At 31.7% G+C, this 14,142-nt stretch carries 17 protein-coding genes and 1 pseudogene; 4 read left to right on the top strand and 14 right to left on the bottom strand.

The annotated features are described in order from the left end of the window. Window positions 1–58 precede the first annotated feature (58 nt). Complete coding sequence (locus BD821_RS09860; protein WP_104410340.1) at window positions 59–1,093, top strand: ribonucleotide-diphosphate reductase subunit beta; 1,035 nt, start codon at window positions 59–61, stop codon at window positions 1,091–1,093. 3 nt (window positions 1,094–1,096) lie between these two features. Then, entirely contained in the window at window positions 1,097–1,237 is a 141-nt protein-coding gene (locus tag BD821_RS09865) for a YmaF family protein (protein ID WP_104410373.1), read from the top strand. A gap of 50 nt (window positions 1,238–1,287) precedes the next feature. Here the strand turns inward: BD821_RS09865 and BD821_RS09870 are convergent, their stop codons facing one another. The 7 genes from BD821_RS09870 to BD821_RS09900 are packed head-to-tail and all read right to left on the bottom strand — an operon-like array spanning window position 1,288 to window position 5,796. Further along, entirely contained in the window at window positions 1,288–2,577 is a 1,290-nt protein-coding gene (locus BD821_RS09870; RefSeq protein ID WP_104410341.1) for a Mur ligase family protein, read from the bottom strand. Between the two features lie 32 nt (window positions 2,578–2,609). Then, window positions 2,610–2,816 carry a DUF1657 domain-containing protein gene (locus BD821_RS09875; RefSeq protein ID WP_104410342.1) on the bottom strand — a complete coding sequence of 69 codons (207 nt, stop codon included), beginning with the start codon at window positions 2,814–2,816 and terminating at the stop codon, window positions 2,610–2,612. Between the two features lie 32 nt (window positions 2,817–2,848). Continuing rightward, window positions 2,849–3,202, bottom strand: coding sequence for a stage V sporulation protein AE (gene spoVAE, locus BD821_RS09880; protein WP_104410374.1), 354 nt, complete (start codon window positions 3,200–3,202; stop codon window positions 2,849–2,851). 20 nt (window positions 3,203–3,222) lie between these two features. Continuing rightward, the gene (gene spoVAD, locus BD821_RS09885; RefSeq protein ID WP_104410343.1) at window positions 3,223–4,224 is read right to left on the bottom strand and encodes a stage V sporulation protein AD; all 1,002 of its coding nucleotides are present in this window, start codon (window positions 4,222–4,224) and stop codon (window positions 3,223–3,225) included. Then, window positions 4,225–4,704: a stage V sporulation protein AC gene (gene spoVAC / locus BD821_RS09890; RefSeq protein WP_104410344.1), complete on the bottom strand. Its 480-nt coding sequence runs from the start codon at window positions 4,702–4,704 to the stop codon at window positions 4,225–4,227. An 11-nt stretch (window positions 4,705–4,715) separates the two neighbouring features. Beyond that, entirely contained in the window at window positions 4,716–5,576 is an 861-nt protein-coding gene (locus tag BD821_RS09895) for a DUF421 domain-containing protein (RefSeq protein ID WP_104410345.1), read from the bottom strand. A 13-nt stretch (window positions 5,577–5,589) separates the two neighbouring features. After that, window positions 5,590–5,796 (bottom strand): DUF1657 domain-containing protein, encoded by a 207-nt coding sequence (locus tag BD821_RS09900; protein ID WP_104410346.1) that lies wholly within the window; start codon window positions 5,794–5,796, stop codon window positions 5,590–5,592. A 215-nt stretch (window positions 5,797–6,011) separates the two neighbouring features. On the opposite strand from BD821_RS09900, the gene BD821_RS09905 reads away from it, so the two are divergent. Then, window positions 6,012–6,722, top strand: coding sequence for a DUF421 domain-containing protein (locus BD821_RS09905; RefSeq protein WP_104410347.1), 711 nt, complete (start codon window positions 6,012–6,014; stop codon window positions 6,720–6,722). A 15-nt stretch (window positions 6,723–6,737) separates the two neighbouring features. Further along, on the top strand, window positions 6,738–7,103 hold the full coding sequence (locus BD821_RS09910) for a DUF4363 family protein (protein WP_104410348.1): 366 nt from the start codon (window positions 6,738–6,740) through the stop codon (window positions 7,101–7,103). A gap of 97 nt (window positions 7,104–7,200) precedes the next feature. Here BD821_RS09910 and hydA read toward each other — a convergent pair whose 3' ends face one another. The 7 genes and pseudogenes from hydA to BD821_RS09940 form a co-directional block, all read right to left on the bottom strand. Beyond that, window positions 7,201–8,631 carry a dihydropyrimidinase gene (gene hydA / locus BD821_RS09915; RefSeq protein ID WP_104410349.1) on the bottom strand — a complete coding sequence of 477 codons (1,431 nt, stop codon included), beginning with the start codon at window positions 8,629–8,631 and terminating at the stop codon, window positions 7,201–7,203. A 90-nt stretch (window positions 8,632–8,721) separates the two neighbouring features. Next, window positions 8,722–9,435, bottom strand: coding sequence for an isochorismatase family protein (locus BD821_RS09920; protein WP_104410350.1), 714 nt, complete (start codon window positions 9,433–9,435; stop codon window positions 8,722–8,724). 288 nt (window positions 9,436–9,723) lie between these two features. Further along, complete coding sequence (locus tag BD821_RS09925) at window positions 9,724–10,680, bottom strand: sigma-54 interaction domain-containing protein (RefSeq protein ID WP_278335167.1); 957 nt, start codon at window positions 10,678–10,680, stop codon at window positions 9,724–9,726. Window positions 10,681–10,755: 75 nt separating this feature from the next. Next, a pseudogene (locus tag BD821_RS13775) lies at window positions 10,756–11,028 on the bottom strand (PAS domain-containing protein); the annotation flags it as partial. A gap of 531 nt (window positions 11,029–11,559) precedes the next feature. Beyond that, complete coding sequence (locus tag BD821_RS09930) at window positions 11,560–12,078, bottom strand: helix-turn-helix domain-containing protein (RefSeq protein ID WP_104410352.1); 519 nt, start codon at window positions 12,076–12,078, stop codon at window positions 11,560–11,562. Between the two features lie 223 nt (window positions 12,079–12,301). Further along, the gene (locus BD821_RS09935; protein WP_104410353.1) at window positions 12,302–12,973 is read right to left on the bottom strand and encodes a hypothetical protein; all 672 of its coding nucleotides are present in this window, start codon (window positions 12,971–12,973) and stop codon (window positions 12,302–12,304) included. A gap of 153 nt (window positions 12,974–13,126) precedes the next feature. Then, window positions 13,127–13,942: a purine-nucleoside phosphorylase gene (locus BD821_RS09940; RefSeq protein ID WP_104410354.1), complete on the bottom strand. Its 816-nt coding sequence runs from the start codon at window positions 13,940–13,942 to the stop codon at window positions 13,127–13,129. Window positions 13,943–14,142: the final 200 nt, after the last annotated feature.

Here is a 14,142-nt window from a genome sequence, read left to right on the forward strand (position 1 = left end):
AGTAAATACTATTGGTATAACCTGTAATACAGTATTTAGTAAAAGGAGACTATATATTATGGATAAATTAAGCAGAAAGCCTTTATTTAATGAATTTGGAGATACTGAAGTATCTAAAAAGAAGCTTATAAATGGTAATACTACAAACTTAAATGATTTTAACAATATGAAATATACCTGGGCCTCAGATTGGTATAGGCAAGCTATGAACAATTTTTGGATACCAGAAGAAATAAACATGTCCCAAGACCTTAAGGACTATAAAATTCTTACAGAAGATGAAAGGACAGCTTATGATAAAATACTTTCATTTTTAATATTCTTAGATAGCCTTCAAATGGAGAACCTAGGTAATGTAAATAACTATATAACAGCTAGTGAAGTAAATCTTTGCTTAACCATACAAGCCTTTCAAGAGGCTATACACTCTCAATCCTATAGTTATATACTAGATACCATATGTCCACCAGACAAGAGAAATGAAATATTATACCAATGGAAAGACGATCCTATACTCTTAAGTAGAAATAAGTTTATTGGAGACCTTTATAATGAATTCTTAGAAAATCCAATTCCGCAAAACCTACTAAAAACCTTAATGGCTAATTATATATTAGAGGGCATATACTTTTATTCTGGATTTATGTTCTTTTATAACCTTGAAAGAAACTCTAAGATGCCTGGAAGCGTCCAAGAGATAAGATATATAAATAGAGATGAAAACACTCACCTTTGGTTATTTAGAAATATAATAAATGAGCTAAGAAAAGAAGAACCTCAGCTCTTTACAGATACCGTAGTAGAAGAATTAAGAGATATGCTACGAGTTGGAGTTGAAAATGAAATTGCATGGGGAATCTATGTTATAGGTGACAAGATTCAAGGATTAAATAAAAAAGTTATATCTGAATATATTAAATACTTAGGTGACCTTAGACTAAAAGATTTAGGTATGAAGCCTCTGTATAATATAAAAGAAAACCCACTTCCTTGGGTAGACTTATATGCAGATGCAAACTCAGTTAAAACTGACTTTTTTGAAGCAAAGTCCACAGCCTATGCAAAATCAGCGACAATTGAAGATGACCTTTAATAAATAGAAGCAACAACTGGGCCTGATATCCCTATTCCTAACAGTAATAAACACGTTCATCTTGTAAATGGAGTAACTACACTTGATGATGGGCATTTCCATGAATTTCTTTTTACCACACAAATTAATAGTCCTCTTGTGTAAATAAGGGATTAATATAATGAGAGAAGGCACTTATGCCTTCTCTTTATTCATTACTTATATAACTTTTCTTTTCCTATGCTTTCTAGAAATTCATTAACTACAGGTATTACAGAATCAAGGCATTGAGTAAATAATACTATAAATTCTCCTTCCCTGGCATCTTTCATACAATTAGCTAATGCTTCTTCCTCTTTATATATTACTTTAACCTTAGTTATATCAAAATCTTTATTATCCATGACTCCTTTCATAATAAGTCTTGCGGACTCTCCTATGTTCCTGTTTCTTAAGTCTTTTTGCTCCCTTATTATTATATTATCACTGTATTTTGTAGCTATATAACCAAGTTCCCTTATATATTTATCTTGCCTATCTCCAGCTGCCCCTATTATTGCCGTTATAACTTTAGGATTCAGGGATTTAACTATATTAAATACCTCAATAAAAGATTCTGAGTTATGCCCATAATCTAATACTAAATTAAACTTACCCATATCTATTATGTTTTGTCGTCCTGCATTGATACTTAAATCACATTTAATTGTTTTAATCACATCTATAATATCAGTTAAATTAGGATAAATCTCAATTACAGCCATTATTGTAGCCATTACATTTTTAATATTACTTTTAGAAATACCATTGTGGGTAAAAGGTAATTCTCTAATATCTGCTATTGGTGTAAGTTTATTATTATTAAAATATATAATATAGTTATTCTCTACAAACATGCCTTCATAGCCCATATCTTTGTGTTTTTTCATACTATAATCAAAATCTATACCAAATAAACAAACTCTTTTTCTACCTTTTAAAGATTCCATTAACAAAGGATTGTTGCAACAAACTATCTTGCCATCAGGATGAATTTCATCAAATATTACAGTCTTTATCTTAATAATATCCTCTATACTGTTTAATCCTCCCATGCCTATATGATCCTCTGATATAGATGTGAACACAGCTACCCTAGCTTTCTTGTAACCAAGACCTTTTTTAATTATCCCACCTCTTGCAGTTTCAAGCACGGCCACCTCAACCTTACTGTTACTCAAAACCTTTCTCGCACTATAAAATCCCGTGGTATCACCATCCATTATTTTATCGTTACCTATGAATATTCCTCCTGTAGAAGCTAACCCAGAAATATATCCAAGTCTCCTTAATACAGTATGAATTAGCCTTACAGTTGTAGTCTTACCGTTAGTTCCTGTAACCGATATAATTGGAATATCAAATACCCTTTCATTATTGATTTCATAAGTAACCTTATCACTAAAATCATTTAATCTTTTCTTTGTATTTATACCGCTTAATTCAAAAGATTCTATAGTCCTCATAATATACGCACCTTCTTTGCAATATATTACTCTTACTGTTGTTTGTATTGTGGTTCTTCTTGTTCTATATATTTTTGTCTTCCCTTTAACACGTCAACCGCATTATCAAGTTGCTGAGAGATTCTATTAAAATCTTTTTTTGCTTGTTGATCTTCAGTTTCTAAAGCAAATGTCTTAATTGTAGCTGCTGCTCCTTGTAATCCTGCAACTGCTTGTTGCATTTGAGTTCCAACTGTCATATTATCACCTCCTTTACATGGTTTTTATTTAATTATCCTTTAGGTTTAAATATTAGAGCTGCAATAAATCCGAAAATTATTGCAGTGGAAACCCCTGATCCGGTTATCTCGAAGATACCAGTAAGCACCCCAATAATACCATCACGCTCTGCCTCCATTAGTGCTCCCTTTACTAAGGAGTTCCCGAAGCTACTTATGGGTATAGATGCACCTGCACCTGCAAACTTTATTAGCTTATCATATATACCAAATCCACCTAAAATACTTCCTACTACAACTAAGGTGCACATAGTGTGAGCTGGAGTAAGTTTTAATAAATCCATCATAAGTTGACCAATAACACATATTGCACCACCAACTAGGAAGGCATAAACAAATTTTATCATCATAATATTTCAACCTCTTTTTATATTTCTATAGATACTGCATGCGCTACAGAAGGTATACTTTCTTTTTGTTGGTATGACATAGGCGACATCAATGCTCCTGTTGCAACAATTAATATCTTTTTAAGGTTTCCCTTTTTCATTTCATTTAAAAAGTGTCCATAAGTTACAGTAGCAGCACATCCACATCCACTAGCTCCAGAAAATACTGGCTGATCATTTTTATATATTAACATTCCGCAATCTGTGAACTTTTCTTTTGGCATTTTTAAACCATGCTCCTTTAATAAAATTGATGCAAGTTCATGGCCTACCTTACCTAAATCACCAGTAGCTATGATATCATAATAAGAAGGATCAATCTGTAAGTCTCTAAAATGAGCTTCAATAGTATCTACAGCTGCGGGAGCCATAGCTGATCCCATATTAAATGGATCAGAAATACCCATATCTACTACTCTTCCTATCGTCGCAGAAGTAACCTTTGGTCCATTTCCTTCTGATGCTACCAATGCTGCCCCCGCTCCTGTAACACTCCACTGAGCAGTAGGTGGTTTTTGTCCACCATACTCTGTAGGATATCTAAATTGTTTTTCTGCCGCTGCATTATGACTAGAGGCAGCTGTCAATATATGTTTAGCAAATTTACTGTCTACAATTAAAGATGCTAAAGCTAGACCCTCCATAGCACTAGAACAAGCACCGAATATGCCAAGGTATGGTATTCCAAGAGTCCTAGCCGCAAAGCTACTAGAAATAATTTGATTCATAAGGTCTCCACTTATAAAAAAATCAATGTCTTCTTTTTTCATGTTTGCCTTTTTTATTGCCCTTTCACAGGCATGCTCTAATAAAACCTTTTCTGCCTTTTCAAAGCTATCCTGTCCTAACCATATATCTTCATGAAGTATATCAAAATCTTCAGCTAAAGCCCCTTTTGCCTCAAAGGGTCCACCTACAGCCGCAGATGAAATTATTGTAGGTTTAGATTCAAAAATCCATGATTGATGTCCTTTTATCATTTACATTCCACCTAACCACATTATAGTAATTTTAATAATTGAAACTACAAAGGCTGAAAAAACTCCAAAGGCAATAACAGAACCAGCTATTTTAAACATATTTCCACCCGTTCCAAGCACATAACCTTCACTTCTATGCTCAATGGCAGCTGATGCTATTGAGTTAGCGAAGCCAGTTATAGGTACAGCTGTTCCAGCTCCAGCCCACTGAGCAATTTGATCATAAACTCCAAACCCTGTAAGAAAAACTGAAATAATAATCAATACTGCTGAAGTGGGGCTACCTACTGTATTTTCGTTAAAGTTAAAGTAATTTATAAATATTAGCTCTAGCCCTTGACCTACAGCGCATATAAAACCACCTACAAGAAAAGCTCTAATACAATTAAGTAATACAGGCCTTTTAGGTTCTATACTTGTTGAAAGTTCTTGGTATTTTTGCTGATTAGGAGTTAACTTTTTGTTTTTTTTATTAGACATTTTTCCACCTTCTAACGTAATAAATATGGTTTTAACTTTTTAATAATTTGTTTTAATTTTTCTGCATTTTTAATATACATATCCTTTGCCTCTTTATCCTCTGTTTCTAAAGCAAAAGACATGAAATCAGCTTCACTTTTTTCTAAATCAGCATAAAGCAACTCTTTAGCATTTGACTTTGGGGATTCTATGCTATCATCAAAAAGATCTAAATATAAGTCACCTGAAGAATCTACTTGACCTATAAAGACATTTTCTAAAGTAACTCCCATACCTTCTAACTTAGTTTTAAGCCATCCTTGATTCAATCCCATATTAGTAAGTCCTCTATCTAAAACATTCCCATCTAATATTACTGTTTGAGTTTGAGATTTTGGGGGAATCTTTATTCCTAAATCATAAGGGGTAATGGGACTTTTATCAGATTTTAGACCTACATTTATATCTCCTGTGGTTTCCATTATTGCAAACTCAACATCAGCTAAATTAAATGCACCTTTACTACGCAACTCTTTTAAAAGCTCCTCACCAGTAAATCTTACTTTACTTAAACTCTCTTCCATGACCTTACCATCTTTTATAAGTATTCTTTCTTTACCATTAACCATGTCATGTACCCACTTGCTTTTCATACATGCATAGTCTAGTGCAATAGAAAATAGGCTCCAGGTTAATAAAATAATCATGCCTAAAAAGAAATTTGTAATTATATTTAATGACATTAAGGAAACTATAATGGCTATAACCACATAACTTATGAAATTAAAGGGCGTTGTATTAGACATACTTCCTGTTCCTAAAATCCTCGTTAAAATTAAAGTTACAAATAATAAAATTATTGTCCTTAGTAATATCATCAATTCAATGCTCATAATGTTACCTCTTTCAATTGCCTTTATATTGTGGTTCCTGAAGCTCTAAAACCTTGATTCTATTTTCTAAGTCTTCTATAATTTCTTTTGTTTCTAATAGTGACTCTTCATATATATCTTTTGCTTCCTTCTTTTGTTCTTGAATAGAGTAGATCTTTAAAGTACTTTTAATCCCTTTTAAACTTGCTAATGTTTGATTTACTTTAGATGCTACAGTCATTAGAAATCAACTTCCTTTCTTTAATATTTACCTTGAACCTTTTATATAAATATAGTTTAACAATTAAGTTCCTTTTTATTCATTAAGATTATGCTTAACAATTAAGTTCCCTTTTATTCATTCACTTATAAGTTTAAAATTATTATATTTATATCGTATAATATTTTAAGATTAACCTAATACTAATTTCAAATATATTTTAGATGGTGATAAAATTGAATGAAGCATTAGTAGTTTTGGTAAGAGGGCTAATAGCCTTTTTTACACTTCTTATTTTTACGCGATTTCTTGGTAAAGAACAAATAGCTCAATTAACCTTTTTTGACTATATAGTTGGAATTACAATTGGATCTATTGCCTCATCACTTACAGTAGATCTTGCTAGCTCTGCTTGGCCTCACTGGGTAGGTCTTTTCACTTGGGCTGCTTTTTCTGCCATATTACAACTTATTACTTTACATTCTAAAAAGGTTACTAAGTTCGTTAATGATAAATCGGCAATTATAATTCATGACGGCGTAATCCTTGGAGATAACCTTAAAAAATCTAAATTTACCCTTGTGGATATCTTAGGATTACTTAGATTAAAAGACATATTCGACTTAAACCAAGTAAAGTTCGCAATACTTGAAACAAACGGACAGCTTTCCGTTTTAACAAAAGATGAATTTTCAAACATAGTATACAGCATGGATATAAAGTTAAAAAATCAAGATGTAAACAACGAATTAATATTTAACGGCATGATAATTGAAGATAATTTGCCTAAGTATAAAATAGACCGAAAGTGGCTTTTAAAAGAATTAAATAAACAAGGTTTTGAAAGTCCTCTAGAAATATTTTATGCTTATCTTGATTCTTCTAAAAAGTTAAAAGTTGATACTTACAAAAATAAGATTATCGATATAAAAGATATATATAAATAGGTGGTTGTGTTTATTATGAGTAGAAATAAATCATATATAATGGTAGTGTTTGCCTTAGTAGTTTTTATAGCAATAATGACTACAGGTGGCTTGTTAAAAAAGCCATTTAGCGAAAAAGACAATGTTAAAAGTTGTATAGAAAGTGTAAAAAGAGATGTTGAATCAGAAAATTGGATTGAAGCAAAAGAGAATTTAACTAAACTTAAAACTGCGTGGAAAATAGTTGGTAATAGGGTTCAATTTAGCGCTGAAAGAAATGAAATGATTGCAATAGATAGAAATATTGCAAGATTAAATGGATCCTTAGAGGCAGAAGATAAGGTTTCAGCACTTATTGAATTAAGTGAGTTATCATTAAACTGGGATGACCTACAAAGATAGATTAATTAATCTATCTTTGTAGGTCTTATGTTTCCAATCTCTACTTTAGGATGTGTTAAGTGAACTACTCTTTAATAAGTATTTCACACAAACTCAATTATTCTGCTATAACCTTAGGTTGTATTTTAGTATTAGAATTCTTAAAGTTCTCATAACATAAACCAAAAGGTTTAGCCTTTATATATTTTCCTTGACCAATGTTACCTAAAAATTTACCATTCTCAGCTGTTAACTTTCCTCTTAGAAAGACCTTTTCTGCTCTTCCTATTTGTTCAAGCCCTTCAAAAGGATTATAATCCGAACCATATAAACTATCCTTTACGCTTATGATACCCTTAAAGTCAGGGTCAAATATAACTATATCTGCATCTGATCCAATAGCAATCTGCCCCTTTTGTGGAAATAAACCAACCACCTTTGCTGGAGTTGTAGCGAAAAGATCTACAAATCTTTGACGGCTAATCCTTCCCTTTTCTACCCCATAGGTCCACATCAAAGCTAAACGATCTTGGACTCCTGGGCATCCATTTGGTATTGTACTAAAATCCCCCATGCCCTTACGTTTTCCTTTTTCAAATCCACCCTTAACCGCGCAATGGTCAGAACCTACCGCTAAAAGCCAACCTTTATTTACTGCCTCCCATAGTGAATCTAAATGTTCTTGTTTTCTAAGAGGTGGCGAGCATACATATTTTGCTCCTTCAAAATTGGGTTTTGCTAAGCATTCTTCTGTCAATGTAAGGTAATGTGTACATGTCTCACCATAGACAGGTGTACCTTGAATGTTAGCATCTCTAATAGCTTCCATAGCCTCTTTACAGGATACATGCACAATAAATATAGGAGCATCTGCCATTCGTGAAAGGTAGATAGCCCTTTTAGTAGCTTCTACTTCAACTAATGGAGGTCTAGAATCTGCATGATATTTGGGATCAGTTTTTCCTTCTGATATAAGTTGTTTTTGAAGTGTATCAACTATATCGCCATTTTCAGCATGAACCATTATAGTAACACCTGAATCTTTGGCTACCTGAAGCGCCTTAAAGATAGTAGAGTCGTCAACCATTAAAGGTGTTCCTTTATATGCCATAAAAAACTTTAATGTAGAAATCCCCTCCTTAGCTAATGTAGGTATTTCTTCAAAAATCTTATCAGAGGGATCCGTTACTACACAATGAAATGAATAATCTGCAACTGATACACCCTTTGCTAATGTTTCATTGTGAAGTTTTACTGATTCTTTAATGCTTAGTCCTTTTTGCTGCGGTGCAAAGTCTACAATTGTTGTAGTTCCACCTACTATAGCCGCATCAGAAGTTTCAAAAGTCATAGATCCAAAAGATCCATAATGAACATGCTCATCTACACCACCAGGTAAAATATACTTACCAGTAGCATCAATTATATTATCAGCCCTATTATCTAAACCAGTACCTATAGCTACAATTTTTTCATCTTCTATAAGTATATCAGCCTTATATTCATCTATAGCAGATACAATAACACCATTTTTAATTAAAATATTCATTATATCCCCTCCTTAAAAATTTAAGGGAACACCCCCTTTATTGTTTTGCCAAGTAGGTGTCCCCATTAAGTATTGAAATCTTCTATTTAATTATCTGTTATATACCTTTGAATCTATACCCTCAAGGTATTTAACTACATTTTCTAGAGGCTCAACATCAGCAAATTTAGCATCCATATCAAATAAGTTCCAAGCAATAACACCTGGCACTCTATCTCCTATAGTTCCTTCAGGGATTATAGTTTTAAATCCATATCCTGTTGAATCCATAACAGTATGCCTAACACAGGCACATGCAGTAGCTCCCATTACTATTACGGTATCAACACCTAAATAGTTTAAAGTTTGAGCTAAATGTGTACCAAAAAAGTTACTTGCATATTTTTTATGAATAACTGGCTCTTCTGGTCTTGGCTTAAGCTTAGGATCAATTTGCATCCACTCTGAGTTAATATCTAATGTATGCATAGGTATTTTTTCATCCCATCTAGGCAAGTCCCATTGTTTTTCTCCTGTATATCCAGTAGTTGTATGGAATATAGGAACTCCTGATTTTCTTGCAGCTTCTAGTACTTTAAGTGAATTGGCACAAACCTCATCACAGTTTTCACAGGTAAATGGATGACCTTCTGACATCCAAGCTTTTGCCATATCCACTGTTGTTATTGCAGGTGCTTTACCATATCCCATTCTAGTTTGGAATCCTCTTTGCTTATATATCTTTCTTGCCTCAGTAAAAGCCCTATCCAACAATTCTTGATCAAATTCATACTTTCCACCATTATCTTTGTACTTTTCTTCCATTAATCTCCCATCCCTTCATATTTAGTTTTTATTTTGTCTTTCACTTATCTATATTAGCAATATCTATGCCAACTTTTTATATAAGCACTCTAAAGGGATTGGATGGATTTCACAAAGGATGGTTGTTGCAAATATGCATCATTAAATATTAATATGCCTTCTACTATTGGTATTCTCTATATTAAAGGTGTCATCTATTGTTATTTTCTAATGTTGCAATAATGCAATGCTATTATCCACTGTTGTTTTATTACAATTTATACCTAAAATTAAATATTTTTTTAATACCTATTTAATATAAAAGGTATCAATTCCATACCTTTTTATCTTTCGTGATAAGGTTGAAACATCCACCCCAAGGTCATTTGCGGCCTTTCTCATAGATGAATGATTCTTTAGTGCTGATATAATTATATTCTTTTCAATTAACTCCATCATGTGTTTAAGCTTTGAAGAATCGCTCTTATTATTTAAAACTAACTGTTCTGCTAATAATTTTGTTGGTAGTTGTTCAATACAAACTTCATCATTAGGATTAATAATAAATAAGTATTCTATTAGATTTTGTAATTCTCTTATATTGCCTTTCCAAGAATAACTCATCATAATATTAATAACCTCATCTGAAATAGTAATATTTTTCTTGTATTTTCTATTAAGCTTTTCTAAAAAGTATGATATTAAACCTGGTATATCCTCTTTTCTTTCTCTTAATGGCGGTACTGTTATAGGAATAACATTTAATCTGAAAAATAAATCTTCTCTAAAATTTCCTTTTTTAATTTCTTCTAACAAATTTCTATTAGTAGCCGCTAGTATGCGCACATTTAATTCTATCCCCTTATAACCTCCTACTCTAAATACCTCTCTCTCTTGTATAACCCGTAATAATTTGCATTGAACCGATAGAGGTAACTCGCCAACTTCATCTAATAAAATTGTACCTTCATTAGCAAGCTCAAATAATCCTGGTTTACCTTTTTGGGATGCCCCTGTAAAAGCTCCAGACTCATATCCAAATAATTCAGATTCAAATAATTCATGAGGAATTGCTGCACAATTTACCTTTATAAATGGTCCACTGCGTCTATTGCTTTCCTTGTGTATAAACTTTGCTAAAACCTCTTTTCCAGTACCTGACTCGCCATAAATTAAAATAGTGCTATCAAATAAAGCTACTTTAGATAATAGTTCTAACATTTCCTTCATAACCTTACTTTTAAAAATAATCCCCTCATATTCCATATGTATCTCACGAAGTCTTTGGAGTTCACTGGAATATCGTTCAGTAAGTTTCCTTGTTTCTACCAATTCATTTCGTAAGGTTATAAGCTCTGAAATATTTCTAGTATTACAAATTACTCCTACTATGTTATCACTCACATCATATATTGGACTTGCTGTAGTTAATGCACTTTTCCCTGTAACGTACTTATGAATTGTTGATACTACCTCACCTTTCTCCAATACTACTAAAGATGCGGCTATATTGAAAACCTTTTCTTCCAGTAGTTTATTAAGATTTTTACCTGTAACTTCATGCTTTTTTAAGCCTGTAATATTTTCATAAGCATTATTAACATAAATTATATTACCTTTATTATCCCCTTCTACACTACTAGATAATTAATCAATTAATATATAGATTTTATAGTAATATTGTTATCTTTTTAATTCTTTATCTTTTATTTATTAGGTAGCTTCTAGTGTCTTATAACAAATTAAATACATGTCACATCTAATACGACATGTATTTAATAATTAGCATATATTAATAAAATTTGGGGACAGTTCAGCATTATTTATAAAGTTCGGTAAAGTTTGGGGACAGTTCAGCATTATTCATATTTAAATGGGGGACAGTTCAGCATTAATGATATTTAAGTGGGGACAGTTCAGCATTATTTATATTTAAATAAGCATAACAAAAAAAGATCATTAAGCTCTTAAGATACTTTAATGATCTTTTTAAGATATATTTAAATTTATCAAAACATATTTGCTACTTATAATTATAGATACCCAAGATAAATAAGCCTTCTTTTTTTGAAGGCGGTGGGTTCTTTTGAAAACTCAAGTTGGTATTATCCGATGGCTACCATCCATAATACCCCTCGCTATTCACTATTTATATAGTTTATTTACATCATATTTATCATGTCCTAAAAGCATATTTTCTAAGTTTTTAAAATCATAGTTTCGTCCTTCTAAATTCCAGTTACTTTCTTTTTTCTTATAAGAATTTGAAGTATATTTCTTGTTTTTATAATTATAAGATTCTTTAGTATTCCTATTTAGTTCATGTATATTATCTTCATTTTTCTTTTCAGCCCTCTTTTTAATTTCTTTTACAGAGTCTACCATAGTCTTAGATTTTTGGGACACCATTTTTAAAACCATAGTGTAGATATTAGATATACTTCCTCTTCTTTTCTTTTCTATAAGATTTTCTTTTATCAGTTCTTCTAAGTATCTTTGGATAGTTCTAACAGACTTATTAAGCTTTTTAGCTAAATAATCTTGAGATGGGAAACACTGAACCTTTTTATCATAGCACATACTTTGCAACAAAAAATATAGCTTAAACGCTCCTCCAGATATATTATAATTCATTATATTATTATCTATATTAGTATATCCCATGAAAGACGCCCCCTACAGTACTTAATTAAACTTTTGTACACTCAAAGAATATGCAAAAGTTACTCTTCTCTCATTAAGTATGCAAGTTGTTTAAAACTTACCCTAAAGTTAAAAAAAAAGATTTATGACAAAATAAATGCCATAAACCTTTTTAATTTCATTATAACTTTTTAGTGGTTTTTTTAAAATAACAATATGGAGCTGAAAATAGATTCAATACTTACTATTTTTCAGTTGCCTGTTCTTCTTCTTTAGCTTTAACCTTTAAATTAACTTTTCTATTGTCTAATGTATTAAGGTTTATATTTTCAACATTTGTGTCTGCATCACACTTCATTATAAATTTATTTAAAAATATTCTTCCCTTTGGTGTGTTTGCTACTGCATGAGGTTGTGTTCCAACCTTATAATAAACCCAAGTCATATCACTATTAATAGCTCTTTTTAGGTCTTCTTTGTCAATTATAGCTGTTGCTCTTTCTATCCCGTCTTTATCTCTAAGTATTATAGCTGAGGTAGTCTCATCTAATTCCTTAAAATCATTAGGTGTAGTTTGATCGTATACTTGTAAATTTTCTTTTCTATTATCTAATGTATCTCCGTTTATGTGTATAATTGGAGCCTTAGGATGTAGTCCTAATATAAGTGAATGCATGGATTGCTTTCTGCTATAAACTTTATCTCCTACAGTTACGTCTCCTATACTTTGAGCTAAATAGTTGTTAAAATGGCTGTTCCACTCTGGAAACCAAGTTCCTTTAGCTAGGACCTTTTGTAAATCTTCTGCATCTATTTTAGTTTCAACTATAGTTCCTTTTCTTTTGACTAATTTTATATGAGCTACATTCCCTATTATCTCATATTCATTAGTTCCGTCTTTGTATTCTTTTTTCATAATAGCACCTCTTAACTTTATTTTAGGCACCTTCAAAATATACATAGCTTTTTAAGCTCTTATCTTCTTAGGTGCTTTATCACTTCTTTATAATTCCAATATAGAGTTTATCACATAATTCATTCTAATGATAAGTAATTTTAACAAATATTTTTAATTCATATTCTCAATGATCTTAGTTACCCATTTGCATAGATCAATTGATGCTTTCTTTGCAGTTGCTACTACTCTTTCATGAGAATGTTTTTCTTTTTGTATTCCTGTAGCCATGTTTGTAATGCAAGCAATTCCAAGTACATCTATCCCCAAATAATTTGCAGCTATGGTTTCTGGAACTGTGGACATACCAACTGCATCAGCCCCTTGTCCTCCGATAGATCTAATCTCTGCTGCTGTTTCATAATAAGGTCCCATAAATCCAGCATAAACCCCTTCTCTATACTCTACTCCAATTTCATCTGCAATAGTTTTTGCCTTTTCTATAAGTTCTCTCTTATATGGTTCAGACATATCAGGGAATCTAACTCCAAAACGTTTATCATTAATTCCGATTAAAGGGTTAGTTCCAAAAAGATTTATAAAATCATTAATAATCATTAATGTTCCAGGCTTAAAGCTAGTATTTATTCCTCCACAAGCATTTGTTACTATAATACTTTTGATACCTAATTGTTTCATAACATATATAGGATATGTTACTTCCTTCATAGTATACCCCTCATAATAGTGGAATCTACCTTGCATAAGCAGTGTTTCCACACCATTAATTTTACCGAAAACCAATCTTCCTTCATGCCCCTCTACTGTAGACTGTGGGAAATTAGGAATATCTTTATAATCTATGTACTGCATATCTTTTACTACATCCACAAGCCCACCAAGTCCTGATCCTAAAATCACCGCTACCTTAGGCTCTCTAGCTATCTTTTCTTTTATATAATTTACTGACTCCATAACTTTATCGTACATCAAAATCTCTCCTAACAATTTTATTTTTAACATTCCTCAAGAAGCTCCCACCTCTTAGATGGAGAGTAGTTCACTTTAAAATCTTTTAAAATAAATAACTAATTATTAATCCCAATGAACCGAATGAACTGAATCAACTAATATCAATCCATATTTTCTATAAATTCTTGCCTACATCTATAAAAATAATCATCCTTGTA

Origin of the sequence: Clostridium algidicarnis DSM 15099, assembly GCF_002934235.1 — a bacterium.
In the GTDB taxonomy this organism is placed as follows: Bacteria; Bacillota; Clostridia; order Clostridiales; family Clostridiaceae; genus Clostridium_L; species Clostridium_L algidicarnis.